24 protein-coding genes are annotated in these 26,449 nt (G+C 69.9%); 14 read left to right on the top strand and 10 right to left on the bottom strand.

The features are described 5' to 3' along the window. The 6 genes from Strain318_RS10450 to udk all read right to left on the bottom strand — a co-directional run bounded on the left by Strain318_RS10450 (position 1) and on the right by udk (position 8,165). A complete protein-coding gene (locus Strain318_RS10450) occupies positions 1 to 621 on the bottom strand; it encodes a hypothetical protein (RefSeq protein WP_367885645.1) in 621 nt (206 codons plus the stop codon). A gap of 68 nt (positions 622 to 689) precedes the next feature. Next, complete coding sequence (locus Strain318_RS10445) at positions 690 to 2,093, bottom strand: T9SS C-terminal target domain-containing protein (RefSeq protein ID WP_367885644.1); 1,404 nt, start codon at positions 2,091 to 2,093, stop codon at positions 690 to 692. 109 nt (positions 2,094 to 2,202) lie between these two features. Next, entirely contained in the window at positions 2,203 to 4,986 is a 2,784-nt protein-coding gene (locus Strain318_RS10440) for a TonB-dependent receptor (protein WP_367885643.1), read from the bottom strand. A 145-nt stretch (positions 4,987 to 5,131) separates the two neighbouring features. Next, positions 5,132 to 6,835, bottom strand: coding sequence for a sensor histidine kinase (locus Strain318_RS10435; RefSeq protein ID WP_367885642.1), 1,704 nt, complete (start codon positions 6,833 to 6,835; stop codon positions 5,132 to 5,134). Further along, positions 6,832 to 7,542, bottom strand: coding sequence for a response regulator (locus Strain318_RS10430; protein ID WP_367885641.1), 711 nt, complete (start codon positions 7,540 to 7,542; stop codon positions 6,832 to 6,834). Before Strain318_RS10430 ends, Strain318_RS10435 begins: the two co-directional genes overlap by 4 nt. Further along, on the bottom strand, positions 7,539 to 8,165 hold the full coding sequence (gene udk, locus Strain318_RS10425; RefSeq protein WP_367885640.1) for a uridine kinase: 627 nt from the start codon (positions 8,163 to 8,165) through the stop codon (positions 7,539 to 7,541). The genes Strain318_RS10430 and udk overlap by 4 nt, the downstream gene beginning before the upstream one ends. A 179-nt stretch (positions 8,166 to 8,344) precedes the next feature. Between udk and Strain318_RS10420 the strand changes: the two genes are divergently transcribed. The 4 genes from Strain318_RS10420 to Strain318_RS10405 are packed head-to-tail and all read left to right on the top strand — an operon-like array spanning position 8,345 to position 13,579. Continuing rightward, positions 8,345 to 11,464 (top strand): 5'-nucleotidase C-terminal domain-containing protein, encoded by a 3,120-nt coding sequence (locus Strain318_RS10420; protein WP_367885639.1) that lies wholly within the window; start codon positions 8,345 to 8,347, stop codon positions 11,462 to 11,464. Then, entirely contained in the window at positions 11,461 to 11,694 is a 234-nt protein-coding gene (locus tag Strain318_RS10415; RefSeq protein ID WP_367885638.1) for a thiamine biosynthesis protein ThiS, read from the top strand. The genes Strain318_RS10420 and Strain318_RS10415 overlap by 4 nt, the downstream gene beginning before the upstream one ends. After that, positions 11,691 to 12,734 (top strand): adenosine deaminase, encoded by a 1,044-nt coding sequence (gene add, locus Strain318_RS10410; protein ID WP_367885637.1) that lies wholly within the window; start codon positions 11,691 to 11,693, stop codon positions 12,732 to 12,734. The genes Strain318_RS10415 and add overlap by 4 nt, the downstream gene beginning before the upstream one ends. After that, on the top strand, positions 12,731 to 13,579 hold the full coding sequence (locus tag Strain318_RS10405; protein WP_367885636.1) for a purine-nucleoside phosphorylase: 849 nt from the start codon (positions 12,731 to 12,733) through the stop codon (positions 13,577 to 13,579). Before add ends, Strain318_RS10405 begins: the two co-directional genes overlap by 4 nt. Before the next feature lie 143 nt (positions 13,580 to 13,722). Here the strand turns inward: Strain318_RS10405 and Strain318_RS10400 are convergent, their stop codons facing one another. Continuing rightward, positions 13,723 to 14,526 (bottom strand): M48 family metallopeptidase, encoded by an 804-nt coding sequence (locus Strain318_RS10400; RefSeq protein ID WP_367885635.1) that lies wholly within the window; start codon positions 14,524 to 14,526, stop codon positions 13,723 to 13,725. Between Strain318_RS10400 and Strain318_RS10395 the strand changes: the two genes are divergently transcribed. The 3 genes from Strain318_RS10395 to Strain318_RS10385 are packed head-to-tail and all read left to right on the top strand — an operon-like array spanning position 14,525 to position 17,393. After that, positions 14,525 to 15,289 (top strand): TrmH family RNA methyltransferase, encoded by a 765-nt coding sequence (locus Strain318_RS10395; RefSeq protein ID WP_367885634.1) that lies wholly within the window; start codon positions 14,525 to 14,527, stop codon positions 15,287 to 15,289. The two genes, Strain318_RS10400 and Strain318_RS10395, sit on opposite strands and share 2 nt — an antisense overlap. Positions 15,290 to 15,292: 3 nt before the next feature. Next, positions 15,293 to 16,123, top strand: coding sequence for a prepilin peptidase (locus Strain318_RS10390; protein WP_367885633.1), 831 nt, complete (start codon positions 15,293 to 15,295; stop codon positions 16,121 to 16,123). Positions 16,124 to 16,130: 7 nt separating this feature from the next. Beyond that, complete coding sequence (locus Strain318_RS10385; RefSeq protein WP_367885632.1) at positions 16,131 to 17,393, top strand: hypothetical protein; 1,263 nt, start codon at positions 16,131 to 16,133, stop codon at positions 17,391 to 17,393. A gap of 14 nt (positions 17,394 to 17,407) precedes the next feature. Here Strain318_RS10385 and Strain318_RS10380 read toward each other — a convergent pair whose 3' ends face one another. Both Strain318_RS10380 and Strain318_RS10375 read right to left on the bottom strand, forming a co-directional pair. Further along, the gene (locus Strain318_RS10380) at positions 17,408 to 18,517 is read right to left on the bottom strand and encodes a DUF445 domain-containing protein (RefSeq protein ID WP_367885631.1); all 1,110 of its coding nucleotides are present in this window, start codon (positions 18,515 to 18,517) and stop codon (positions 17,408 to 17,410) included. Then, entirely contained in the window at positions 18,514 to 19,053 is a 540-nt protein-coding gene (locus tag Strain318_RS10375) for an SET domain-containing protein (RefSeq protein WP_367885630.1), read from the bottom strand. The genes Strain318_RS10380 and Strain318_RS10375 overlap by 4 nt, the downstream gene beginning before the upstream one ends. Before the next feature lie 62 nt (positions 19,054 to 19,115). Here Strain318_RS10375 and Strain318_RS10370 point away from each other — a divergent pair, with 62 nt between their 5' ends. Further along, positions 19,116 to 19,736, top strand: a complete 621-nt coding sequence (locus Strain318_RS10370) for a sigma-70 family RNA polymerase sigma factor (RefSeq protein ID WP_367885629.1) — start codon at positions 19,116 to 19,118, stop codon at positions 19,734 to 19,736. A gap of 129 nt (positions 19,737 to 19,865) precedes the next feature. Here Strain318_RS10370 and lon read toward each other — a convergent pair whose 3' ends face one another. Continuing rightward, the gene (lon, locus tag Strain318_RS10365) at positions 19,866 to 22,340 is read right to left on the bottom strand and encodes an endopeptidase La (protein WP_367885628.1); all 2,475 of its coding nucleotides are present in this window, start codon (positions 22,338 to 22,340) and stop codon (positions 19,866 to 19,868) included. A gap of 177 nt (positions 22,341 to 22,517) precedes the next feature. On the opposite strand from lon, the gene Strain318_RS10360 reads away from it, so the two are divergent. From Strain318_RS10360 to trmD, 6 genes are all read left to right on the top strand, one after another. Beyond that, entirely contained in the window at positions 22,518 to 22,967 is a 450-nt protein-coding gene (locus Strain318_RS10360) for a hypothetical protein (RefSeq protein ID WP_367885627.1), read from the top strand. 2 nt (positions 22,968 to 22,969) lie between these two features. Then, positions 22,970 to 23,440 carry a hypothetical protein gene (locus tag Strain318_RS10355; RefSeq protein ID WP_367885626.1) on the top strand — a complete coding sequence of 157 codons (471 nt, stop codon included), beginning with the start codon at positions 22,970 to 22,972 and terminating at the stop codon, positions 23,438 to 23,440. A gap of 46 nt (positions 23,441 to 23,486) precedes the next feature. Beyond that, positions 23,487 to 24,785, top strand: a complete 1,299-nt coding sequence (gene ffh, locus Strain318_RS10350) for a signal recognition particle protein (RefSeq protein WP_367885625.1) — start codon at positions 23,487 to 23,489, stop codon at positions 24,783 to 24,785. 93 nt (positions 24,786 to 24,878) lie between these two features. Next, a complete protein-coding gene (gene rpsP, locus Strain318_RS10345; RefSeq protein ID WP_367885624.1) occupies positions 24,879 to 25,184 on the top strand; it encodes a 30S ribosomal protein S16 in 306 nt (101 codons plus the stop codon). Between the two features lie 8 nt (positions 25,185 to 25,192). Beyond that, a complete protein-coding gene (gene rimM / locus Strain318_RS10340; RefSeq protein WP_367885623.1) occupies positions 25,193 to 25,747 on the top strand; it encodes a ribosome maturation factor RimM in 555 nt (184 codons plus the stop codon). Beyond that, entirely contained in the window at positions 25,747 to 26,403 is a 657-nt protein-coding gene (gene trmD, locus Strain318_RS10335; protein ID WP_367885622.1) for a tRNA (guanosine(37)-N1)-methyltransferase TrmD, read from the top strand. Before rimM ends, trmD begins: the two co-directional genes overlap by 1 nt. Positions 26,404 to 26,449 lie beyond the last annotated feature (46 nt).

The following is a 26,449-nucleotide window of genomic DNA, read 5'->3' as shown; positions in this document are numbered from 1 at the left end:
TCAGAGCTCGTTGGCGTAGCTGACGAACTTGTGGCGCCCGTCGCGCGCGATGATCGAGCCGAAGATCTGGAGCGTGCGCGCCGCCGAGTCCGCCGCGGCGAAGGTCACGGTGCAGGGGCCCGTGATCGTGTTCGGTCCCTCGACGGTCGCGCTGTCCGGGCAGGCCAGCGCCTCGAAGCGCAGGCGCGAGCCGCCGTAGCGGCGCAGCAGGCGAACGATGCCCTTCTCGCTGTTCTCGTTCACCTGGATCCAGAGCAGGTCCGGCCCGAGCTCATAGGGGCGGCGCGTGTAACGGGTGTGCGGATAGTAGAGCCAGCCGAACTCGCTGCGGTTGAGCACGAGGCGACGGATCGTCGCGGTGTCCTGTGCGGAGATGGCGCCGAGGAGCGCGCGCGTGAGGCGCTCCGGCGAGACTTCACCGCCGACCAGCGTGGACGGCGTGTCGGGCAGCGTGGCGCGGAAGCGGGCGAGCAGCGTATCGATCGGCAGCGCCGAGTCGACGACGTAGCCCGGTGGATACTCCTGCACGGTGGCGGCGCCAGGAGTGCCGCGGTCGCAGGCGCTGACCGCGGTGACGGCGATCGCGACCAGGAGCAGCACGCGAAAACGAAGGGACGGCATCGGGGGTCTCCAAAGCGAGAGCGGCCGGCGCCCCGGTGGGCGCCGGCCGCTCTGCTAAATGTAGGGCGTTAGTTCACGTAGTACACGGTCCAGCCGGTCCACCACTTCGTGCCGCCCGGGGCCGCTGCGCCGCGGTAGGTGGTGCCCGTCACGAAGGTGCCGGCGGCCGTCGCCATGTTGCCGGTGAAGGTCGCCAAGCCACCGGTCGCGGCGAGCGAGCCCGCCTGCGGCGTCCAGTCGAACGAGGCCGCGCTGGTCGCCGGCAGCGTCAGCGTGGTGAACTGCTGCGCCGCGGTGGCCGTGGTGTTGCGGACAAGGTTCCGGGCCGTGGAGTCCGCGAGCGAATTCGTGTGGAACAGCGCCGGCGTCTCGAGGGCGAGGATGTTGCGGGCGTCGAACGTGCCTTCCGTGACGCGCGTGAGCGTGGCGGCGTCGCGGATCGAGAGCGCGGCCTTCGGCCAGCGGGCCACGAGGCCGTTCACGTAGTAGCCGCCCGTGCCGCGGCGGAGGACCATCGCGTAGCCCCCCGAGGTCGGATCCACGTCGGTGCCGGCACCCGGGCCGACCAGCGTGAAGTTCGCGACGACCGGCGTGGTGAGCGGCGTCGAGTTCTGGCCGTTGTCGCAGCCGGCACCCGCGCATCCGTCGTTCTCGATGCCCTGCGGATCGCTGGACGCGTTGCCGGCGCCCGGACGCGGGATGACGAGGCGGCTCTGGTAGGCGATCAGGTACTGCAGGCGACCGCGGTAGCCTTCCGACATGTCGAAGTGATCGTCACCCGACTCGTACGAGACGAAGTACTTGCCGTCGACCGTGCCGCCGAACCACTCGAAGGAGTCATCGAGGCCGTTCATGACCTGGAGGTATTCCATCGTCGTGCCCGAGCCCACGGCCGCGAACGTGAACGAGTTCAGCTCGGCGTCCGTCGCCGTGGCGTAGCCGGCGAACTCGACACGCACGTAGCGCAGGGTGCCGCTGTTGTCCGTGTCCGTCGTGCCGCCGCTGTAGACCTGCTGCGGGTTCGACGGGCCGGTGCCCGTGCCCTCGAGCACCACGGTGCCCGAACGGTTGGAGGTCGCGTTGCCGATGATGATCAAGCCGCCCCAGTCACCGGCCTGGCGCGAGCCGACGGGACGTTCCGACGTGAACACGATCGGCTCGGCGGCCGTGCCGTTCGCGACGAGGCGCGCACCGCGGGTGACGAACAGCGCGGAACCGACGGTCTCGAAGTCGCCGACGATGCGCGTGCCGGCCGGGATGGTCAGCGTGGCGCCGTTGGTGACCTTGATGAAGCCCTGCAGGGTGTACACGGTGTCCTTCGACAGCGTGCGGTTCGTCGTGATGTCGGCGCTGATGACGGCGGCGCCCGGCTCCACCGGACCGATGGGGTCTTCGTCGTTGTTGCACGCGCTGAGCGCGGCGGTGGCAAGCAGCGCGGCCCCGAGGGCGCGCATCGACTTCGGTCGGATCATGGAAGCATCCACGGTGAGGGTGATACCCAACGAAAACCCCGCCGTGTCTCTGCACGGCGGGGTTTTCGTCACGGCCCCGTCACGGTGCCGTCGGGGTCTTCACTCGCGCTTACGGGCGCCAGCTCAGGCCGATCGAGAAGTTGCGGCCGACGCGATACGACTCGCGCGTCACCGGGCCCTGCATGATGCGGTAGGGCGCGTCGAGCAGGTTGCGCGCGTCCATGCGGGCCGTCACGCGCTCACCCAAGGGCAGGCGCAGCGAGAAGTCCACGATGTGGCGCGCCAACTCCTTCACGTCGGGCAGCGGGATCTCACCGGCTTCGGTGATGCGCTCGCCCACGACATTGTAGAGCAGCGAGGCGCTGGTCGTGCCCATCGGCGACGACCAGGTCAGGCCGGTGTTGAACATGTACGGCGCCTGGCCCACCATCGCGCGGTTGGCGTTGGTCACCGAGCCGCTGTTGCGGTTGATGCGGATCTCCGAGTTCATCACGGTGGCGTTGGCGCTCACCGAGAAGTTGGCCAGCGCCGCGGCGATGAAGTCGAGGTTCTTGCGCCCCTCGAGCTCGAGGCCGTAGTTGTCGGCGCCCTCGGCGTTCACGAAGGTGATGATGCGCGTGCCGCTGGAGCCGATGTACACGCGCTCGATCGGATCCGTGAAGCGCTTGGCGAACACCGCGAGGCTCACGACCTCGCCAGCACCCGGATAGAACTCCCAGCGCAGGTCGTAGTTCTGGATCAACGCGCGCTGCAGGTTCGGGTTGCCGATCACGTTGTCGAAGCCGATGACTTCGCGGTACTGGATGGGCGCGAGCTCACGGTACTCCGGACGCGACACCGTCTGCGACGCCGACATGCGCAGGTTGGTGCGCTCCGACGGACGGAACGTGACGGCCAGCGCCGGCAGCACGTCGAGGAACGTCGGGTTGGTGCTGGTGCGGGCGCCGATGGTCGGGTCCGCCTTGACGAGCACGTCAGAGTACTCGACGCGCGCACCGGTGATGAGCTGCCAGCGCGGGCCGAAGTCCTTCTCGACCATCGCGAAGCCGGCGCCGAGGTAGTCATTCGCCGTGTAGGCACCGCCGACGCCGATGGCGTTCACGCGCCACACCGCATCCGAGGCACCCGTGTAGCGGCCGTCGAACAGCAGCTCCGGACGCAGCTGACGCTCCGCCGCCGAGAGGCCCGAGGCGTTGATGCTGTAGGCGGTGCTGTTGGCGTCGCGGCGGGCGTAGCGGCCGAGGCCGCCCACCTTGAGGGCGAGCTGGCGACCCACTTCGCCGAACTGGATCCGGTAGTGGCCGCGCGCCTCGTAGGCGTTCTCGCCGAGGTCGCTGAACGTGCGCACGGCGCCCTCGTTCGACGACGACAGCCACTGCGTGGTCGGCATGCCCGTCCCGGCATCCGTGAACACGCCCTGCACGAATTCGCTGCGGTCCGGCTCGTCACGGCGCACGCCCGTGGTGGTGAGCGCCAACTCGAGCTTCTGGTTGGCCGTCACGTCGCTCTGCAGCAGGAGCTGCGAGGAGTACACGGCGCGCTCCACGTACTTCTGGCGCGTGATGACCAGCGGGATGCCGAGGTTCTCGGAGAAGCCGCGCTCCTGCCGGCCCTCGGAGTCCATCGTGCGGTTGTAGGTGTTGTTCAGCGCGATCCGCGTGCGCTGGCCGAGCAGCGTGCTGAAGTTCGCGAGGCCGCCCCAGAGCACCGTCGAGCGGCCCGTCAGGCCTTCGAAGCGGTCCACCGCCGAGGGCGTCGCGCCCGTCTGGGCCAGCGCCAGCGCGCGCACCTGGTCGAGCTTCGCTTCCTGGCCGTACGAGTAGGTGCCGCTGACCAGGTAGCCGACGTTCTTGCCGAAGACCGGATCGTTGCCGCCCACCGAGATGGAGGTCGAGCCGTTCAGGCCGCCCTCGCCACCACGCGGCGACCACGAGTTGCGGAAGTCGCCCACCATGCGGTTGAAGTCGCCCTGCGTCGGGAAGCTGCTGGCGAAGTTGCCGAAGCCCTGGATGAAACCGGGCAGCGCGCGGTTCGCGGCGCCCGCGGCGAACAGGTCACCGCCCACGCGGCCCTGCATCGGCAGGAAGCGGCCGACCACGGCGTCGCTGCCGCCCGTGCTGCTGCTCAGCGCCCAGGTGCGGCGCGCCGGGAACTCGCGCGTCTGGATGTCCACCGTCGCGCCGGAGAAGTCGCCCGGCTGGTCCGGCGTGAAGGTCTTGATCGTGGTGATGGTCTGCAGCAGACCCGTCGGGAACAGGTCGAGCGGCACCTGCTTCTTCTCGGGCTCCGGGCTCGGGATGCGCGCGCCGTTCAGCGAGGTCTGCGTGTAGCGGTCGCCGAGGCCGCGCACGAACACGTACTTGCCGTCCTGCACGCTCACGCCGGACACGCGGCCCACGGCCTGCGCCGCATCACCGTCCGGGCTCTTGGCGATCTGCTCGGCCGTCACCGAGCTGACCACGTTCACGGAGTTCTTCTGCGCGTCGAGCGCCTCGTTCACCGAGCCGCGCTCGGCCGAGGCCGTCACGACCTGGGCGGCGATCTGGAGCGAGGCTTCGGCGAGCGTCACGTCCTGCTCGACCGTCTTGCCCGCCTCGAGGAACAGGCCGGTGATGGTCTTGGGCGCGTAGCCGATGCGGCGCACGCTCAGCGTGACCGTGCCGGCGGGAACGCCGACGATGGTGAAGCGGCCGTCGACTCCGGACTGGGTGCCGATCGACGTGCCGACCACCTGGATGCCGACTGCCGCGAGGCCGGCGCCACTCGAGGCGTCCAGCACGCGGCCGACGATGCGGCCCGTGGTCGGTGCCGGGGCCGCCGGAGCGGCCTGCGCCGAGAGTCCGGCGACCGGCAGGGTGAGTGCAGCAAGGACAGCAAGCAGTACACGGCGCATTGGCGTCTCGTGAATAGTCGGAAGTTTGGGTGTCTCTGTACGAGGTACGAGGGACGCCTCAAAGCTCCCCGGAGCCGGTACCGGGCAGACGACAGCAACGCAACGGTTGTGTAACGGGCCGCCGGGCCGTGTGGAAAACGGCGGCTCAGTCTGGGAAGAAGGCCGTGATCGACGAACCCACGCCGACCTCGGATTCGGCCTTCACGCGGCCGCCGTGCGCCTCGACCAAGTGCTTCACGATGGCGAGCCCGAGGCCGGTACCGCCTTCCTCCCGGGCCCGCCCCGGGTCCACGCGGTAGAAGCGCTCGAAGATGCGCGGCAGGTGCTCCTTCGGGATCCCCACGCCGGTGTCGCGCACGCCGACGATCACGCCGCGCTCGTGCCGCCGCGAGAAGAGCGTCACGCGCCCGCTGGCGGTATGCCGCACCGCGTTGTCCACGAGGTTGCCGAGCACCTGACGCAACGCGGTGCTGTCGGCATACACGGACGCGGCGTCGGCGGGGAACTCCGCGTCGAGCGCCAATCCCTTGCGGTCCGCGGCGTCCCGTGCCGCGGCGAACACGTCGGTCGCGACCGACGCGAGGTCGATCGCCTGCGGATTCGGCACCCAGCCGCCGGACTCGATGCGCGACAGGTCGAGCAGGTCGTCCACGATGCGCTGCATGCGGCGCGTGTTGCCGAGGATGCGCTCGGCGAAGCCTCGACGCGTCTCGGCCGGGACGTCTTCCTCGACCAGGGTCTCGGCGAAGCCCCCGACGATCGTGAGCGGTGTGCGCAGCTCGTGCGACACGTTGGCCACGAAATCGCGGCGCACCGCCTCGAGCCGGCGCACGCGCGTGAGGTCGAAGAGGGCGAGTACGGCGCCGCCGCCGCTGAGCGGGCGCGCGGTGATGTTGAGTGTGCGGCCGGTGATGACGACCTCAACGCCCTCCGTGACCGTGCCGTCGAACGCGCCCTGCAGCGCCTCGCGCAGCGCGAGGTCGCGTGGCAAGTCTTCGACGGGGAAGGGCAGGGGTGCGCGCGAGCCGAGGAGGCGCCGGGCCGTCTCGTTGATGCGCACGACCATGCGTGTCGCGTCCACGGCGATCACGCCCTCGTTGAGCGACTCGGTCAGCTGGACGAGCAGCGTTTCGTCCGCCTCGAGCGCGCGCAAGCGGGCGGACAGCTGCTCCGCGAGCTCCTTGAGCGCGTCGGCGAGCTCGCCGACTTCCCCCGGGGCCTTAAGCGTCGGCCGCCGCGCGAGATCGCCGTCGGCGAGCGCGGCCGCAACGTCGCGCAGCTCTTCCACCGGCCGCGAGACCGACCGCGAGAACAGGAACGCGATCCCGAGGGCGGCGAGCAGGGCGAACAGCGCCGCCCCGAGGATGTCCGAGCGCGCGTCGCGGGTGACCGCGTCGATGCTGGCGGTCGGCAGCGAGACGCGGGCGACGCCCATCGCGGGCACGCGCACCGCGACGTAGAGCTCCTGGTCGCCCGTCGAGGGCGACGGGCGCCGCGATGAACCCAGGCCGCTCGCCACGGCCTCGGCAACCTCGGGTCGCGTGGCGTGGTTCTGGAGGCCACGCAGCGCATCGCCATCGAACTCCGAATCGCCGATGACTACGCCGTCGGGCGCCACGAGCGTGACGCGCCGACCGAGCGCGGCGCCGATGGCATTGGCCAGCGAGTCCGGGGCCTGGGCGTCGCGCTGCCACAGCACGCCGACGAGTTCCGCCTCACGCTCGAGGAAGGTCGTCGCGTCGTCGCGCAGTCGGTTGGTGAGCTGGCGGTCGACGATCGTGACCATGACGACCGCGAGGACCCCGACGACGATGAACGCGCCGAGGAGCAGCCGTTGCGTGAGCCTCACGCGTCCTTGCCGCCCTTGAGCCGGTAGCCGAAGCCGCGCACGGTCTCGATCAGGTCGCCCGCCGGGTGCAGCTTGGTGCGCAGGCGCTGGATGTGCATGTCCACGGTGCGCGTCTGGATGTCGGGCGCGGCGTCCCACACCGTCTCGAGCAGGTGCGCGCGGGACTGCACGCGGCCCCGCCGCTCGGCCAGCGTGAGCAGCAGCTTGTATTCCGTGGGCGTGAGCTCGATCTCGTGCTCGTTCACGAGCACGCGGTGGGCCGAGCGGTCCACGCGGATCGGGCCGATCTGCAGCACATCGGTGGGCGCGCCGGTGCTGGAGACGCGACGGAGAATCGCGCCTACCCGGAGCACGAGTTCCTGCGGCGAGAACGGCTTCGTGATGTAGTCGTCGGCACCGAGCTCCAGCCCGCGGATGCGATCCGGCTCTTCCTTGCGGGCCGTGAGCATGAGCACGGCGACGTTCGCGGTATTGCTGTCCTCGCGGAGCTTCGCGAGGACGTCGAAGCCGCTCATGCTCGGGAGCATGAGGTCGAGCACGACCAGCGAGGGCCGGTCACGCTTGGCCAGCTGCAGGGCATCGGTCCCGGTGGCCGCCGAGGAGACGCGATAGCCCGCCTTCGCCAAGTGGTAGACGACGAGCGCAACGATGTCCGGTTCGTCGTCGACGACGAGGATGCGCTCTCCGCCGGCGGCCGGTGCGGTCACGCGCGCGCCCCGGCGAGACGGCGGTTGATGGCCGCGAGCAGCAGGTCGATGGCGACCGCGTTCTCCCCACCCCGCGGGATGATGAGATCGGCGTAGCGCTTGCTGGGCTCGACGAACTGGAGATGCATCGGCTGCACGGTCGTCAGGTACTGATCGAGGATCTCTTCGAGCGGCCGGCCGCGCCGCGCCATGTCGCGGCGGATGCGGCGGATGAGCCGGATGTCGGCGTCGGTGTCCACGAAGACCTTGATGTCGAGGCGTGCGCGGATGCGCTCCTCGACGAGCAGGAGGATGCCGTCGATGACGATCACGTCGGCCGGTTCGATGCGCTGCGACTCCGGCGCGCGTCGGTGGCGGACAAAGTCGTAGACCGGCTTCTCGATGCCATGCCCATCGGCCAGTCGGCCGAGGTGCGCGGCGAGCAGGTCAAGGTCAAAGGCATCCGGGTGATCCCAGTTGAGCAGGCGCAGCTCGTCGTGGGTGAGGGCGTGGTGGTCGCGGTAGTACGCGTCCATGTCGAGGAACGCGACCTTCGCGCCGTCGAGGGCCTCCGCGACGCGTCGGGCCACGGTGGTCTTGCCCGATCCGGAGCCGCCGGCGACGCCGATGATCAGCGGGCGCACGCGAATCCGAGACGAGGTTGGAGCACGAGGGAAATCTGCCGGGAGCTGGTCGCGGCAAGAAGCGAGGAGGCTGTCACGGTCCTGTATCGAAGGGTGTCTGCCCGAAAGTTCCGCGTTTTCCTCCGGGCACGCCACCCTCCGACCTCCATCGTCGCGCCCGGTCTGGCTAGCTTTCAGGGATGTTTGCCACTCGCATCGACGTGCGCCGCGCGGCGGCCGGCGCCATCCTCGGCCTGGTCCTCAGCGCTTCCCTGACAGTGCCGCTGCGCGCCCAAGACCGGGTGACGCTCAAGGTGGCGGCGACCACGGACGTGCACGGGCGTCTCCGCGGCTGGGACTATGCGGCGGGCCGCGCCGACTCGAGCCGCGGGCTGGCCCGGGCCGCCAGCATCGTGGATTCCCTGCGCCGTGCCGCGCGGAACCGCGTCGTCCTCGTGGACGCCGGCGACCTGCTGCAGGGCAATGCCATGACGTTCGTGGCGGGGCGCCTCGACTCGCTGGCGCCGCATCCCGTGGTCGCGGCCATGAACCTCATGCGCTACGACGCGGCTGCCGTCGGCAACCACGAGTTCAACTACGGCCTCGGCGTGTTCGACCGCGCCGTGGCGCAGGCGCGCTTCCCGTTCCTCGCCGCCAACACGCGCCGGCTCGACGGCGGCCATCAGTACCCCGGCCGTACCATGGTGACCCGCGCCGGCGTGAAGGTCGCGATCATCGGGGCCACAACGCCGGGGTCGATGGTCTGGGATCGCGACAACCTGCGGAACCGCCTCGTCGTCGACGACATCGTGGCGGCACTGCCGGCCCAAGTGGACTCGGCGCGCGCCGACGGCGCGGACGTGGTGATTGTCGTGGCGCATGCCGGGCTCGATGAGCTGACCTCCTACGATACGATCGCGACGGGCCTGCCGGCCGAGAACCCCATGGCCCGCGTGGCGCGCGAGGTGCGGGGCATCGACGCCATCGTCATCGGCCACTCGCACCGCGAGATGACCGACTCAACCATCAACGGCGTGCTGTTGGTGCAACCGCGCAACTGGGCCACCAGCGTCGCCGTCGTCACGTTGGAGCTGGAGCGCCGCGCCGGCCGCTGGACGCTGGTGTCCAAGCGCGGGGAGACCGTCCAGGCTGCGGGATGGCCGGAGCAGCGCGCCGTCGTGCGCGCCGTCGAGCGCGGCCATCAGGCGGCCGTGCGCTATTCGACGGCCGTCATCGGCCGCACCAGCGTCGCCTGGGTCACGGATTCCTCGCGCATGGTGGACCGGCCGATGATCGACCTGATCCAGGCGGTGCAGCTGCGCGAGTCCGGTGCCGAACTGAGCTTCGCGTCGGTGTTCACCACTGAGGCGCGCTTCGAGGCGGGGAACATCACGGTCGAGCGCTTGGTCGCGCTGTACCCATACGAGAACACGCTGCGCGCGCTCAAGCTGTCGGGCGCGCAGATCCGCGCGCACCTCGAGCACACCAACCGGTACTGGGTGGTGGAGCGGGCCGCGAACGGCGCGTTCACCGTGCGCAACGACCCCAGCATTCCCGGCTACAACTACGACGTGCTGCAGGGCCTCGACTACACGGTGGACCTGTCGCGCCCGGTGGGGCGGCGCATCACCAAGCTCGAGCGCAACGGCCGCCCCGTCGCCGACACCGACAGCTTTACCGTCGCGCTGAACAGCTACCGCGCCTCGGGGGGCGGAGGCTACGATATGCTGCGCGGCGCGCCGGTCGTGTACGAAGGCAGCCGCGAGATCCGTGAGCTGATCATCGAGGACATCCGCCGCCGCGGGACGCTGGAGCCGCAGGATGTGTTCGTCCGGAACTGGGAGCTGCTCCCGCCGCGGGCCTCGCTGCGCATCCTCGCCATGAACGACATGCACGGCGCGTTCCGGCCGCGTCCGGTGGGCAGCCTCGGCAACCGCGGCGGCTTCGCGCAGATCGCGACGATGGTGCGCGCGGCGCAGGCCGAGTGCGCGCCGGTGTGCGCGACGCTGGTGCTGAGCGGCGGTGACCTGTTTACCGGCACGCCGCCCTCGGACCTGACGAAGGGCGCGCTGGTCGTGCCCGTGCTCAACGCCATCGGCTTCGCCGCGCACGCGCTGGGCAACCACGAGTTCGACTACGGGCAGGACACGCTGCGCGTGCGCATGCGGCAGCTGACCGCCCCGGTGCTCGGCGCCAACGTGACGTATGCGGATGGCCGCGACGTCGAGTGGATCCCGAACGACACCGTGCTCGAGACGCCGATCGGCAAGGTCGGCATCGTGGGCATCGCCGATCCGGCCACGCCGCGCACGACGATGCCGCGGCATGTCGCGGATCTCCGGTTCACGCCGCCCGCGCCCGTGATCCGCCGCTCGGCCGCCGCGCTGCGCGCGCGGGGGGCGCAACGGGTGATCGTCGTCGCGCACCTCGGCGGCTTCTGCAACGTGGACAATCCCGATGATTGCCGCGGCGAGATCTTCGAGCTCGCGCGCGAGCTCGAGCCCGGCACCGTCGACGCGATCGTCTCGGGCCACACGCATTCGGCCGTGGGCACCGTGGTGAACGGCATCCCGATCGTGCAGGCCCGTTCGAGCACCGGGGCGCTGGGCGTGATGGATCTCGAACTCGCGGCGGGCATGCCGCCGCGGCGACCCGAGCTGCGCGACGTGGTCAGCGACCGCATCACGCCGGATCCGGTGGTGGAGCCGCTGGTGGCGCAGGCCGTCGCGGCCGTGCGGCACATCGTGCAGGACACCATCGTCACCAGCGAGGCGCGCTTCCCGCGCCAGGGCGAGCAGTACGCGCTCGGCAACCTGATCGCCGATGCGCAGCGCGCGGCGGGGCAGGGCGACATGAGCGTCATGAACAACGGCGGCATCCGCGCCGAGCTGCGCGCGGGCGCGGTGACCTACGGCGACCTGCACGAGATCGCACCGTTCGCGAACCGCCTCGTGGCGATCACCGTGCGCGGGGATGCCCTGCGGCGCTACATCGAATCGCTGGTCGACGGCAGCCGCATCAACGTGCACGTGAGTGGTGTGACGATCGACTATGCGCCGAACGCGCCTGTCGGTGCACGGGTGCGGCGCATCATCATGGCGGACGGTCGGCCGCTGGCCGATCGCCGCACCTATCGCGTGATCATGTCCGACTTCATCGCCAGCGGTGGCGACGGGGTTGGATTGTCCGGGGGGTCTGCCCCCGAGGAGCTAGGCGTGATCGACTTGGATGCCCTCATCGCCCACCTGCGCCGCGTGCCGGATGGTCGCCTGACCATGACCGAGGCGCTGTCGGCGCCGCGCATCCGGAGCCTGCCATGAGCGAGCTGACGGTGTTCGTGAACGGCAAGACGGTGCGTGTACCGGGCGGCAGCACGGTCCTCGATGCCGTCGCCGCCGCCGATGCGGCGCTCGCCGACGAGGTGCGGGCCGGGACGCGCGGCGTGGTGGACAGCCGCGGCATCGGCGTCGCCCCCGACACGCCGCTCAGCGGCGGCTACGTGATGCGCATCGTCAGCGCCCGCGCCGCGCGCGAAGGCATCGACGCGTGACGGTCGTGACCAGCGAGCTGCTGCGGCGGCTCCCGAAGGCCGAGCTCCACTGCCACCTCGACGGCTCCCTGCGGCCGGCGACGATGCTGGAGCTGGCGCGCGACCACGGCGTCACCATGCCCGAGGACGACGCGGAGGCGCTGCGCGAGTACATGCGCGTCGACGACGCGCGCAACCTCGAGGACTACCTCGCGCGCTTCGGCCACACGCTGAGCGTGATGCAGACCGAGGAGGCGATGGAGCGCATCGCCTACGAGCTGGCCGAGGACTGCGCCAAGGAAGGCGTGCGCTACCTCGAGGCGCGGTATGCGCCGGTGCTCAACATCGCGGGCGGCCTCTCGCTCGCCCAAGCGGTGGAAGCGCCGCTGCGCGGCCTCGCCCGCGCCGAACGCGAGCATGGCATCGTCGCCCGCGTGATCGTCTGCGGCATCCGGAACATGGATCCCAGCGTGTCGCTCGAGCTCGCGCGGCTCGCCGTGGACTTCAAGGGCCGCGGCGTCGTCGGCTTCGACTTGGCCGGCGGCGAGGCGGGGAACCCCGCGGAGCTGCACAAGGCGGCGTTCGACTATGCGTTCGAGCACGGCTTGCCCTGCACCTGCCACGCCGGTGAGGGCGCGGGCGCATCGTCCGTGGCGGCCGCCATCCACCACTGCCACGCGCATCGCATCGGACACGGCACGCGCCTCATCGAGGACCCGGCGCTGATGGCCGAGGCCAAGCGGGCCGGGGTCGCCATCGAATGCTGCCTCACCAGCAACGTGCAGACGCGTGCCGTCGAGCATCTCGACGAGCATCCGCTGCGCCGCTACTTCGACGCGGGACTCAAGGTCTCGCTCAACACGGACAATCGCCTCATGAGTGGCACGGATCTCGTGACCGAGTACGGCCTCGCGGCCAAGCACCAAGGCTTCAGCTTCGAGGAGCTGTGCCAGTTGGCTCGCGCCGGCTTCGAGAACGCGTTCTTGCCGGAGACGGAACGCAGCGCCTTGCTCGCGCGCGTCGACGCCGAGCTCGCCACGCTGACGCGGAGCGCGGCATGAGCGGCGCGTCGGTGTCTGGCGAGCATTCGCACGGTACGCAGGCCGCGCAGCAGGCGGCCGAGGCCATCCGCGCGCGACTCGGCGTGCAATCGCCGGTGGCGGCGATCGTCCTCGGCTCCGGTCTTGGCGGACTCGCCGACCGCGCGCAGGGTGCGACGCGCGTGCCCTATGCGGAGATCCCGGGCTTCCACGCGCCCGGCGTCGAAGGCCACCGCGGCGAACTGATCCGCGGCATGCTCGGCGGTCGCGAGGTGCTGCTGCTGGCCGGGCGCTTTCATATGTATGAGGGCCACAGCGCGCAGGTGGCCGCGTTCCCGGTGCGCGTCGTGCATGCCCTGGGCGCCAAGGTGCTCTTCGTCTCGAACGCCGCCGGCGGCATCAACCGGGCGTTTCCGCCGGGCACGCTGATGATGATCAGCGACCATCTCAACCTGCAGTTCCGCAATCCGCTCGTCGGTGCGTTGGAGCCGGGCGACATCCGCTTCCCCGACATGAGCGCACCCTACGCGCCGCGGTTGCAGCGCTTGCTAGAGGCTGCGGCGGTGGAGGGCGGGCTCTCGCTCGCGCGCGGCGTCTACGCCGGGCTGCTCGGGCCCACCTATGAGACGCCGGCCGAGGTGCGCATGCTCGCGACGCTCGGAGCCGATGCCGTGGGCATGAGCACGGTGCCGGAGACGATCGTCGCGCGCGCGATCGGCATGGAGGTCGCGGGCGTCAGCTGCATCACGAATCCCGCGGCGGGCATCAGCGACGCACCGCTCAACCACGCCGAAGTCATGGAAGAGGGCCGCAAGGCCGGGGATGCCTTCTGCGGACTCGTCGAACGCTTCGTCGCGAAGTTGTAAGGCACTGCACTTACCACGAAGGCACGAAGACACGAAGGAACCGCGTCAAACAAGAGGGCCCGCACCGCTCCAACGAGCAGGCTGCGGGCCCTTCGTAACTGACAGAAGACTTCGTGTCTTCGTGCCTTCGTGGTGAAAAGGACCTACTGCCGCGGCGCGGCCGGAGACGGCGGCAACGCCTTGAGCCGCTTCTGGAAGTTCTGGAAGGACGGCGTGTCGCGGGTGAGTCCGATCAGCTGATCAGGCGGATACTGCGCGACGCGGCGCTTGCCAGCGGCCACGCGGTCTTCCTCGAGGGGGTGCGAGCGGAACCAGGTGTCGAGGCCTTCCGGCTTCCGCTGGCGCTCCTCGAGCAGGATCTGGAACATCTCCGGCACGCCGTTCGGGTCGATGCCGGCCCGCACCATGTAGTCGATGGCCACCGCGTCCGCCTCGTCCTCGTCGGCGCGCGAGAAGCTCGCCATCGCGGCACCGGCACCGAGTTGGATTGCGGCCGACCCGGCTTGGCTGGCGCAGAGGTTGGGCAGGAAGATGCACAGTCCGACCACGCCCACGTTCGTCCGCTGGGCCTTCTGCATCTGCTCCACCGAGTGCCGCTGCGTGACGTGGCCGATCTCGTGCCCGAGGACCCCCGCCACCTGCGCGAGGTTGGTGGCGCGCTCGATCAGCCCGCGATTCATATAGATGAAGCCACCGGGCACGGCGAAGGCGTTCACGTCGGGGCTGTCGACGATGTAGAACGACCAGTCGAGATTCCGAGTGTCGGCGATGCGGGCAATCGAGTCGCCGAGTACGTTCATATAGCGATTGAGCTCCGCGTCCTGCACGAGCGGCAGCTGGCGATTCAACTCGGCGGCGTACCCGGCCCCCATCTCGACTTCCTGCTGGGTCGAGATGGCGCACCCGGAGAGCGCGGCCACAAGGCTGAGAGCGATAAGCGTACGCATGCGATTGTTGACCCTAGCGAGGGACCTGAAGCGCCGCAAGGCGCGCGAACGGCAGGGACTCTTCGTGGCCGAAGGGCTGCGGACGGTCGAGGCGTTGCTGGACTCGCCGCTTCGCCTGCGCGGCGTCCTGACCAGCGACGTCCTTGATCGCACGCCCCGCGGCGCCGACTTGCTGTCGCGGCTCAACGCCGCCGGCGTGGAGCACCTTCGCGTGAGCGACGCGGAGTTCGAGTCCGCGGCGGACACCGAGCAACCGCAGGGCGTGTTGGCCATCGCCGAGCAGCCCGACCGCGCCTTGGCCGACCTGATGCTTGCGCCGGCCGCGCGTCTGCTCGTGCTCGATGGCATCCAGGATCCCGGCAACGTCGGGACGCTGCTGCGCAGCGCGGCCGCGCTCGGCGCCACCGCAGCCGTCGTGTTGCCCGGTACGGTGGACCCGTGGAATGCGAAGGTCGTGCGGTCGGCGGTTGGTCATCAATTCCGGCATCCTCCTGTGCTTGCTACCATCGAGGAGCTGCGCGCGTTCCTCGACGCACAGGGCATGGCGCTCTGGGGCGCCGCAGCGGATGGCGTGATGCTCGGACGGCAGGCGGTACCGCCGCGGCTCGCCATCGCGGTCGGCAATGAGGGCAACGGACTGAGCCCCGAGGTCCGAACCGCCTGCACGGCGATGGTCGCCATTCCCATGGCCGACGACGCGGAGAGCTTGAACGTCGCCGTCGCCGCGGGCATTCTCCTTCACGTGCTCCGACCCGACGCCTGACCCGTGGATCCCCTCCTCCTCGCCGTGTGGGCGGTGGTCTTCTTTCTCGGCGCCTCGCTGGGCTCCTTCCTGAACGTCTGCATCGCCCGCTGGCCGGCGGAGCAAAGCGTCGTCAGCCCTCGGTCGCGCTGCCCGCGCTGCGGCCACGCCATCGCGTGGTACGACAACATCCCGATCGTGTCGTGGCTCCTGCTGCGCGCCAAGTGCCGCGGCTGCGCGCTACCGATCAGTGCGCAGTATCCATTGGTCGAGCTGACGGTCGGCCTCATCTGGGTGCTGAGCGTCTGGCACTACGGCCCCTCGCTCACCGCGCTGCGACTCGCGCTTGCCGCGACGATCCTGCTGGGTGTGGTGATGACGGACCTGCAGCACTACGTGATTCCCGACGGCTTCACGCTGACGGGTTTCCTGCTGGGATTGGCGTTCCCCATCGTCGCGATGTTCGTCGGGGAGCAGGGGCCCTTTGCCGCTCCGTGGGACGCCGTGATCGGCGCGTTCACCGGCGCTGGCCTGATCGCGGTCGTCGCGTGGCTCGGTGAGATCGCGTTCAAGAAGGAGGCGATGGGCCAAGGTGACATCACGCTCATGGCAATGATCGGCGCGATGGTGGGGCCTGGCCGCAGCCTGCTGACGGTGTTCCTGGCGGCGGCCATCGGCGCCGTGGTGTTCCTTGCCGTGGTGCTGCCCATCGGCGCCGTGCGGGCCAAGCGCGCGGGCGCGGAGTTCGAGCCCCCGCTCGTGCCCTTCGGGGTATTCCTGGCACCGGCTGGTCTCGTGGCGCTGCTCTGGGGCGATGCCCTCGTGGCGGCGTACCTCTCGTATTCCGGACTCTGACTTGCCCATGCACTCGCGCGTCCTGTGGACCTTCCTCGCCCTCGTCGCCGCCGCCTGCGCGGAGCGCCCATCGGTCGAGTACGACGGCCCCTACCGCAACGAAGTCCGTCGGGCGATCCCGCAGCTCGAGAAGGCGACGGGTCTCACGTTCACGTCGCCGCCGAAGCTGGAGGAACGCGATCGCGACGAGGTCCGCGAGTTCCTCGAGCGCCAATTCGCTGAGCAGCTGACGCCCTTGGAGCTCGCCGGCACCGAGGCGGCGTACAAGCGCCTCGGGATGATCCCCGATACGATGGACCTGCGCGCCTTCCTGCTCGACCTGCTCACGGAGCAGGTGGCCGGCTACTACGATCCCGCTACGCGGGTGCTCTATGTGGTGAAGGATGGGTCGCCGGAAATCACGAGCGTGACCGTCAGCCACGAGCTGGTGCATGCGTTGCAGCACATGCACTTCCCGATCGACTCCACGCGGTCGCTCAAGGGTGACAACGACCGCCAGGTCGCGATGCAGGCCATGATCGAGGGGCAGGCCGTGTACGAGCAGATGTCCATCATGCTCGGCGGCTCCGACATGGGCCTCGCGTTGCCCGGCGGCTGGGACAACGTCCGCGAGCAGATCCGCTCGGCCCAAGCCTCGATGCCGAAGTTCGCGTCGGCGCCGACGCTGCTGCAGGAGACGCTGCTCTTCCCGTACATCGCGGGCGCGGAGTTCGTGCGGCAGTTCAAGCGCGCGCGCCCAGGCGCGGTCCCGTACGCGCCGGCGCCGGCCTCGACCGAGCAGATCCTGCACGCGAACAAGTACCTCGACTCCGTGCCCGACCTGCCGACGCGCGTGACGCTCGGCGCGCCGCGAGGCGCCGAGGTCGTGCACGAAGACAATCTTGGCGAGTTCGAGACGCGGCTGTTCCTCTACGAGCACATCAAGGACATCGGCGGTGCGGCCGCCGCAGCCGCCGGCTGGGATGGCGACCGCTATCAGCTCGTGCAGGTCGGTGCGGGCAACGGCATCGTCTGGCTCACCGTGTGGGATGACGCCGTTGAGGCGTCGGAGTTCCGCGACCGCATGGAGCGTATGGTTGAGCGGCGCTTCGCGACGCGGCGTGGGGCCGGCGGCGAGGGCAGTGCGCGCAGCTGGACCGTGCGTGGCCGCAGCCTGCATCTCGAGCAGACGGAGATCGGCGGCCGCGCGGTGGTGATCTGGGAAGACCTGCCCGCTGGCACGCGCCCCGGCGTGCTCAACCGGGCGGCGGTGCGGCTCGAGCAGCCCTGACCGCGGGCGCGGCGTCAGCCGCGCAGCAGCCGCCCGCCGAGGAAGGTCAGGGTACCGATCACGGCACCGAGCAGGTAGCCGAGGTTCACGATCAAGTTCAGCTCGCGCTGCGTGACGCCGCGGATGATCTCCTCGATGCGCGCCGTGCTGAAGCCCAAGACCTTGCGCTCGACGATGGCGGGGATGTCGAGCTGCTCGACGAGTTTCGGCATCTCGCGTTCCATCAGCTCCCACACGGCCGGGCCGGCGAGCGCGCCGAGGCGTGCGGGCGCGTCGTCGGCGAGGAAGCGCGAGGGCCGGCCGATGGGGCGGTCGAGCAGGGCGAGCGCGGCCGTGCCGGCGCCCTCGGCGGCGAGGTCGTGCGCCCGCGGGCTGCGGCCCGCCTCGAGCATCCATTGCACGACCACGTCCTCGCCGATGGCATCGAGCACATCGCTCCAGGTGCGCGAGCCCGCGCGGCCCAGCGCGTCGTGCACGGCCTTCTCGATGAAGGCCTTCGTGCGTTCCTCGCCGGCAAGGCGCAGGACGGCATCGCCGATGCGCGCCGCCGCCGAGCGCTGCTCGGCGCGACGGCTCTCGTCGAGCAACTCGGCGGCCAGAGTCGCAGCCTGCGCCGCGAGCTCCTGACGGCGCGCTTCCGTGAGCACCTCGCTCACCGGTCGATCCCCGAGCTCCTTGCGCAGGCGCGCGAGGGCTTCGCGGACCTTCACTTCGAAGGCCGGCGTCGCGGTCCATGTGGCGACCCTGTCGCCGACCGCGGGGCCGAGTCCGGCCAGCGCGCGTTCGACCTCGCCGATCACGCTCGGCGGGAGGATCTCACGCAGGGAGCCCCGCTCGACGTCGAGCAGATGCTTGATGAGCGCGGTGAGCTTGGCGTCGAGCGTGTCGCGGAAGCCGGCCCGATGCAGCTCGTCGAGCAGGTCCTTCGGCGTGAGCAGCTTCTCGCCGACCGTGCGTCCGATGCTCTTGGCGAGCCGCGCCTTGTTCTTGGGGATCGCGCCCTGCAGGCCGAACTTCCGCTCGTAGGGGTGGAAGAGCATCCACACCGCGACCGCATTCGTGACGCCGCCGGCGATGGTGCCGATGGCGACGTTGAGCAGGAACTCGCGCAGCAACGGGCTCATCGCCGCGCTCCCGCCGCGCGCCGCGCCTCGGCCTCGGGTCCGTAGCGCCGGATGGCCGCGCGCACCAAGGGATGCAGCGGCTGGTACTTGGGCTTCAGGATGGAGCCGCGGCAGCGCCGGGCGCCGCAGCGACAGGGAAAGCGCTTCTTGCGCGACGGCGTGTGCGGCTCGTCGAGCTCGATGGCGTAGTCGTAGGCGAGTTCCTCGCCCGGCTTGATGTCCCGCACGGCGACGATCCACATATGGTCGCCATACGCGATCGGCTCGCAATTCGGTTCACACGAGTGATTGATGAACCGCGCCGCGTTCCCGCCGACATTGGCGTCGATCACCCGGTGCTCGTCGAGCGTGAGGAGGTAGGTGTGCTCGGGCTCCTCGTGGCCGTCAGGGGCGGTCGGGTAGCGGCGCTCCCCTTCGGCTTCGCTGATCAGCTCGCCGGTGTACTCGATGATCTTGGTGCCGGCCTTGATGACGGCCGTGGCGTAGACGCCTTTGCCGTGACGCGGCGAGTTGCGGACGACCCAGGGGCGGGGCATCCGCAAAAGCTAACGGCGCTGCGTCCTTCCGCGGGATGCGGCGTCATATTGGGGAGAGCCCGATGACACACCCGACACCTCCGCCGGATTCCCCACTGGACGACGATGCGCGTTGGCTCGCCTTCGTCGAGCCGCTGCGTGCGTTTCTGCGCCGCCGCGTCCCGCCGGGTGTGGACGCCGAGGACGTGGCGCAGGAGGTCTTCCTGCGCCTCGCGCGGCATCGGGCGACGCTTGAGGACGTGGCGGACGTCGAGGCGTGGATCTTCCGTGTGGCGCGGAGCGCGCTCACCGATGCCTGGCGCGCCGAGCAACGTCGGCGTGCCCGCAGCTCCGAGACGGATCCGGATCAGTTGCCCACGGCCGAGGAGGACCCTGCCGAAGGGCGCCGTGAGATCTCGGCCTGCGTGCTCCCGTTCATCGCGGCGCTCGACGCGCCCTCGCGGCGCGCGCTCGAGCTGACGGCCCTGCAGGGCCTCACCCAGGACGAGGCGGCGCGCCGCGAGGGCATTTCCCTCTCGGGCATGAAATCCCGCGTGCAGCGGGCCCGCGAGCGTGTGCTCCGCGAGGTGCAGCACTGTTGCGGGCTGCATCGCGACGCCCGCGGCGTCGTCCGCGGCCTCGGCGCCGACGAGGGCTGCGCGCCGCCTGCGTCCTTCCATCGCATCGAGCGTCGACAGAAGTAGCGGCGGACTCTCCCGCCGCCTCACTTCCTGGAGGATGTATGCGGAAGCACTCAGTGAAGGCCGATACGACCGGATGTTGCGAAGGCGGAACCTGCTGCGGGTCCTGCGACTGCTGCTAGGGCGCTGAGGTCAGCGGGCCGGTGCTTCGTCGTCAGGACGCGGACGATCCGCCGGCCCGCGCGCCGTCTCCTCGAACAGCGGCAGGTCCTCGGCGAAGCCGTTGGGACGCGGCGGCAGCAGCATGGCCTCGAGCACCTCGTCCATCGTCGCGACGCACTTGAACGTCAGCGCGCTGCGCACTTCGGACGGGATGTCGCGCAGGTCCTTCTCGTTGGCCTTGGGCAGCACGACCGTGCGCAGGCCGGCCCGGTACGCGGCGAGCACTTTTTCCTTCACGCCGCCGATCTCCAGCACGCGGCCGCGCAGCGTCACCTCGCCCGTGACCGCCACGTCGCGGCGTACGGGGCGTCGGCTCATCACGCTCGCAATCGCCAGCGTGACGGCCACGCCGGCACTGGGTCCGTCCTTCGGCACTGAGCCCGCCGGGAAGTGCACGTGCAGGTCGGAGCTGCGCAGCTCGGGATCGCCCACGCGCAGCGCGTGCCCGCGCGAGCGCACGTAACTGCACGCGGCGTCCACGGATTCGCGCATGACGTCGCCGAGCTGGCCCGTGACGGTGAGCTTGCCGGTGCCCGGCATCATCAGGGCTTCGATGGTCATCAGCTCGCCGCCGTTCGCCGTCCACGCGAGACCGGTGACCGTGCCGACCTCCGGCTCCTGCTCCGCTTCCTCCGGCGCATAGCGGGGCGGCCCGAGCACGTCCTCGATGCGCTCCTGGTCGACGATCCACGCACCCTGCTCGCCCTCGGCCTTCCGCTTGGCGCGCTTGCGCATCAGCGCGGCGAGGTGCCGCTCGAAGGCGCGGAGGCCGGCCTCACGCGCGTAGCGGTTGGCGATCGTCGACAGCGCTTCGTCCGTGAACTGCAGGTCGTACTCCGTGATGCCGTGCTCTTCGAGCAGGCGCGGCAGCAGGTAGCGCCAGGCGATCTCGACCTTTTCCTCGACGGTGTAGCCGGCGATGCGAATCACCTCGAGACGGTCGCGCAGCACGTGCGGGATGTCGAAGAGGTTGTTCGCCGTGCAGATGAACAGCACCGACGAGAGGTCGAAGGGCAGGTTCAGGTAGTGGTCCGTGAACGTCGAGTTCTGCGAGGGATCGAGCACCTCGAGCATCGCCGCGGTCGGATCGCCGCTGGGCCCGCCGGCCGTCATCTTGTCGATCTCGTCGATCATCAGTACCGGATCTTTCACCTGCACGCGGCGCAGCGCCTGCAGGAACAAGCCGGGCAGCGAGCCGACGTAGGTCCGCCGATGTCCGCGGATCTCCGCCTCGTCGCGCACGCCGCCCACCGAGATACGGTAGAACGCGCGCCCGATGCTCGCCGCGATCGCCTCGCCGAGCGAGGTCTTGCCGGTGCCCGGCGGGCCGACGAAGCAGAGGATGGGCCCGTGCGGGTCGCGCCCGCTGTCTCCGCGCAGCTGGCGGACCGCGAGATACTCGAGGATGCGCTCCTTGGCTTCGTGCAGGCCGTAGTGCCGGCCGTCGAGCGCACCCTCGACGTTCTCGAGGGCGACGCGATCATCACCCGAGCGCGCATGCCAGGGGAGCGTGAGCACCCATTCGAGGTAGTTGCGCAGCACCTGATGCTCGCTCGAGGCGCTCGACAGGGCGCGAAGGCGCTCGATCTCGCGCTTCGCCTCTGCCTCGACGTTTGCCGGCAGCCGCGCTTCGGCCACGCGCCGCAGCAACTCGGCGATCTCGCCCTCGCCGCCGTCGCCTTCGCCAAGTTCGCTGCGGATGGCCTGCAGCTGCTGGCGGAGGAAGAACTCGCGGTGGTGGCGATCCACGCGGCGCTCGGTTTCCTGCCGCATCTCCTCGTGCACCTTGGCGCGCGCGACTTCGCGCTCCCAGCGCTCGGCGAGGAACTCGAGGCGCTCGATGGCGTCGACGCGCTGCAGCACCGCATCCTTCTCGGCCGCGCGCAGGCCGCCGCGCGCCGCGGCAAGGTCGGCGAAGCGCGACGGCGCATCGGCTTCGCGCCGCAGCAGGGCCGGCAGCTCCGCGGGGAAGGAGGGGTCGAGCTCGGCGCGGGTGTCCGAGGCGATGGCGATGCGCTGCATCAGCGCGCGCGCCGCGTCCCGCGGAGCGTCCGGCTCGGGGCGCGCCGTGGCGCGGGCCGTCGGATATCCCGCGACTTCGTCGCGCACGCAGGCGCCGAGCTCGACGCGCGCGAGTCCCTCCAGCGTGACCTGCGCGACGCCCGCCGAAATCGGGCGGCGGTCCGTGAGGCGAGCCAGCACGCCGATGCGCCCCTCGAGGGCGGCGAGCCCGCGCTCGCCGTCCTCGGCATCCAGCACGCAGATGACCGGTTCGCCTTCCGCGGGATGCGCGAGGAGCAGGGCGAGGTTCTCCGCGGACGAGACCTGCACCGCGATGCGCCCGTGCGGGAAGACGATGGTCGAGCGCAGCGCGAGCAGCGGGAGGTCAGCCGGCAGGGTAAGCCCGGCGACGGGCGGAGCAGGGACGCGTGCGCGGTCGGTCACGCGTCAAATGTAGGCCGCTTGCTCGGAATCGCGCATCCCCTCGGCGCGTCGGGAACGCTTCGTCCCTCGGGACGAACCGATTGACGCGTCCCCGACGGCAGCGGGTAGAAGGGGCATCACATTCGCGGGGATACCTCGCCTCCGCGCGTCAACCGATTCCTTCATGAGGTACGACTTATGCCGTTGTCCGCTGTCCGTCGTCGCGCCTTCGCGGTCTTCGCCGCTGCAGCGCTTGCCGCCTGCGCCGCCGAGCCTGGCCCATCTGAGCCGCTGCAGCGCATCGAGGAGCAAGGCCCGATCGTGGCCACGGTGCAGGCCGAGTCCGCGGCGCCCGGTGCCGTCGTCGCGGTGCGCTTCACGAACACCGTTGCCTCGGAGTTCTGGTTCAACCCCTGCGAACGCAGCGTGCAGCGCCTCGAAGGCGAGAGTTGGAGCACGCCGATTCAGGAGATGCGCCTCTGCAACAGCATGGCGTACATCCTGCAACCGAATGGCGAGCGCACGGAAGACGTGGACGTTCCTGCCGGTCTCGCGCAGGGGACGTATCGATTCGTCTTCACCATGCGTGCCCCGCAGACGCCCGACGTCGCGCATCGGCCGGCGAGCACGTCCTTCGTGGTGCGCTGAGCGTGCGCGTCGTCGGTGGCCGGCGGCTGGCCGTGGGAATCATCGGCGTGCTGATCGGCGTTGCGGCGTGCCGTCCCGGAACGGAGCCGGTCTCGCCGATCGGCGTGGCCACGGTGCGGGATGCGCTGGTCGCTCCGATGGGCCAGGTGCGGGTGCGCGTCACCAGATCGCAAGACGGGACTCGGTACGCGAGCGCCTGTGCCGTCCGCGTCCAGCGCCGGTATGCGGAGGGCTGGGCCGACGCTCCGGCCCAGCCGACCAACTGCAACCCCGCGTGGCTCGCCTTCGGACCGGGCCAGCCGGCGGACTTTGTGGTCGAGATGCCGTTCAATTCCAGCGACGGCGCGCATCGGTTGGTGCTGTTCGTGCTGCCCTACGACATGGGCGCCGGTCCAATCGTGACCATCGCCCCGCTCGACCTCGACGAGGTGCGCCTGGTGACGAACAGCTTCGAGGGCATAGCCTTCCGCTAGGGCGGCCTTGGAAAAACGGTCCTAAGCCGTTATGTTTCAAGGCTGTATGTTCACTGAACTCTCCGAGAAACTGGAAGCCACGTTCGCGCGTCTGCGCGGCCGTGGTGTCCTGACCGACGCCGACATCAAGGACGGCCTGCGCGAAGTGCGCCGGGTCCTGCTTGAAGCCGACGTGTCATTCCAGTTGACGGGGGAGTTCCTGGCGCGCGTCGAGAAGCGCGCCGTCGGCGTCACGCAGCTCAAGAGCGTGTCGCCCGCGCAGCAGCTGGTGAAGATCGTCTACGACGAACTCACGCTGATGCTCGGCGAGCGCAAGGAAGGCCTCAAGCTCTCGTCGGTGCCGCCGACGGTGGTGCTCATGGTCGGCTTGCAGGGCTCGGGTAAGACGACGACGTCGGCGAAGCTCGCCCGCAAGCTGAAGGCCGAGGGCAAGGCGACGCGCCTCGTAGCGGCGGACGTGTATCGCCCCGCGGCGATCGACCAGCTCGAGACGCTGGGCCGCGACCTGCAGGTGCCGGTCTATGCGGACCGCGGCACGCAGGACGTGGTGAAGATCGCCAAGGCTGGTATCGAGCAGGGCAAGAAGGAGCGCGACCGCGTGGTCATCATCGACACCGCGGGCCGCACACAGATCGACGACGAGATGATGCAGGAGCTGCGCCGCGTGAAGGAGGCGGTGCAGCCGGATGAGATCCTGCTCGTGGCCGACGGCATGACCGGTCAGGACGCCGTGCGCATCGCGCAGGGCTTCAACGACGCGATCGGCGTCACCGGAGTGATCCTCACGAAGATGGACGGCGATGCCCGCGGTGGTGCGGCGCTGTCGATCTACGGCGTCACCAAGAAGCCCATCAAGTACATCGGCGTCGGCGAGAAGCCGGACGCCCTGGAAGAGTTCCACCCCGACCGCATGGCGGGCCGCATCCTCCAGCAGGGTGACGTGCTCACGCTCGTCGAGAAGGCGCAAGGCGCCTTCGACGCCGACGAAGCCAAGCGGATGGAGAAGAAGATCAAGAAGGAGGGCATGGACCTCCAGGACTTCCTCTCCGCCATGAAGCAGATGGAGAAGCTCGGCAGCATGCAGAACATCCTGAAGATGCTGCCGGGTGTAAATTCCAAGGTGCTGGCGCAGGCCAGCAAGGTCGACCCGAAGCGCATGAAGCACCTCGAGGCCATCGTGCTCTCGATGACAGCGCAGGAGCGCAAGAAGCCGGAGCTGTTGAATGGCTCGCGTCGGGCGCGCGTCGCGAAGGGCTCGGGACGACCGGTGAGCGAAGTGAATCGTCTGCTCGAGCAGTTCCGCGAGATGCAGAAGATGATGAAGCGGATGGCCGTGAAGCGTTAGGCCGTCTGTGTTGGACCCTGGTGCGCACCGGAAACGCCGGATGCGCGATGAGCCAGTGGGCAGGACGCAACCAGTAGCACCGAGGATTTCCCCATGGCAGTTCGTATCCGTCTCCGCCGTCAGGGCCGCAAGAAGGCCCCGACCTACCGCATCGTCGTGGCCGATGGCCGCAGCCCGCGCGATGGCAAGTTCATCGAGATCCTCGGGCAGTACGCGCCGCGGGCCGGTGAGCAGGCCGTCCAGCTCGACGTCGCGCGCGCGAACTACTGGCTCGACAACGGCGCCCAGCCGTCCGACACCGTGCGTTCGCTGCTCCGCAAGGCTGGCGTGCTCAAGGCCCGCCACGAGACCCGCCTCGCGACGAAGCTCGCCGCGAAGGCTGTCCCGGTGAAGGAGTAAGTGACGGCGTGACGCTTCCCGACTGCGCTGCGGTGGGCCGCATCCGTCGGCCGCACGGCGTGCGCGGGGAGCTCTTGCTGGAAGCACTGACCGACGAGCCAGGCGCGATCTTCGCGCCTGGCCGTCGCGTTTTCCAGGGCACGCCGGACGGCGCGCTGTGGCTGGACCCGCGCACGCGGCAGCCGCGCACGCTCGAGGTGAAGGCGCTGCGCCCCGTGAAGGACGGTTTCCTGCTCACGTTGGTCGAGATCGCCGACCGCACCGAAGCCGAGAAGTGGAACGGGCGCTGCCTGCTCGTGCCGGTGGAGGAACTCTCCGAGCCGGATGACGGCGAGGTGTTCGCCCACGAGCTCGTCGGCATGCAGCTGGTCGACGCTGACAGCGCGGCGGAGATTGGTGAGGTCGTCGAGTTCTATGAGCTGCCGCAGGGGTTGCTGCTGGACTTCCGGACGCCGCAGGGGCGCGTGGCCAGCCTGCCGTTCGTGGATGAGTTCGTCGAGGATGTGGACCGCGAGGCGCGGACCATCCGGGTTCGCCTGCCAGACGGCTTGCTGGAGACGTGATGCTGACGATCAACATCATCTCGATCTTCCCGGACTTCTTCACGGGGCCGCTGGGCCTGAGCATCCCGAAGCGTGCCGCCGAAGCGGGCCTGGTGCGGTACAACTGCGTCGACCTGCGGTCCTTCGCGACGGACAAGCACAAGACCGTCGACGACGCACCGTTCGGCGGCGGCCCGGGCATGGTGATGAAACCCGCCCCCTTCTTCGACGCCGTCGAGTCCGTGGGCGCGACCGCGCCGATCGTGCTGCTCTCGCCCCGCGGGAAGGTGTTCAGTCACGCGGATGCCGTGCGATTCGCCGAGGGGACGGAGCTGACGCTGCTCTGCGGCCACTACAAGGATGTCGATCAGCGCGTCGCTGACCACCTGGCCACCGAGGAGATCTCCCTCGGCGACTTCGTGCTCAGCGGGGGGGAGCCGGCGGCTCTGGCGGTGGTGGACGCCGTGGTGCGCTTGCTGCCCGGCGCAATGAGCGACATCGAATCCGCCCGCACGGACTCGTTCTTTGACCGCGGTCTCTCTGCCCCCTCGTACACGCGGCCCGCCGAGTACCGGGGGTTCAAGGTCCCGGATGTGCTGCTGAGCGGGAATCACGCCGAGATCGACCGCTGGCGCCGGGAGGAAGGGGAGCGGTTGACCCGCGAGCGCGGCGGCTGAACGGGCGGCCCAGCCGCCCGGATGGCCGACCAAGCCCAGTTGCGCA

The sequence above is a fragment of the Pseudogemmatithrix spongiicola genome (assembly GCF_030623445.1).
Classification (GTDB): domain Bacteria; phylum Gemmatimonadota; class Gemmatimonadetes; order Gemmatimonadales; family Gemmatimonadaceae; genus Pseudogemmatithrix; species Pseudogemmatithrix spongiicola.
This window is presented reverse-complemented; position numbering and strand designations above follow the sequence as displayed.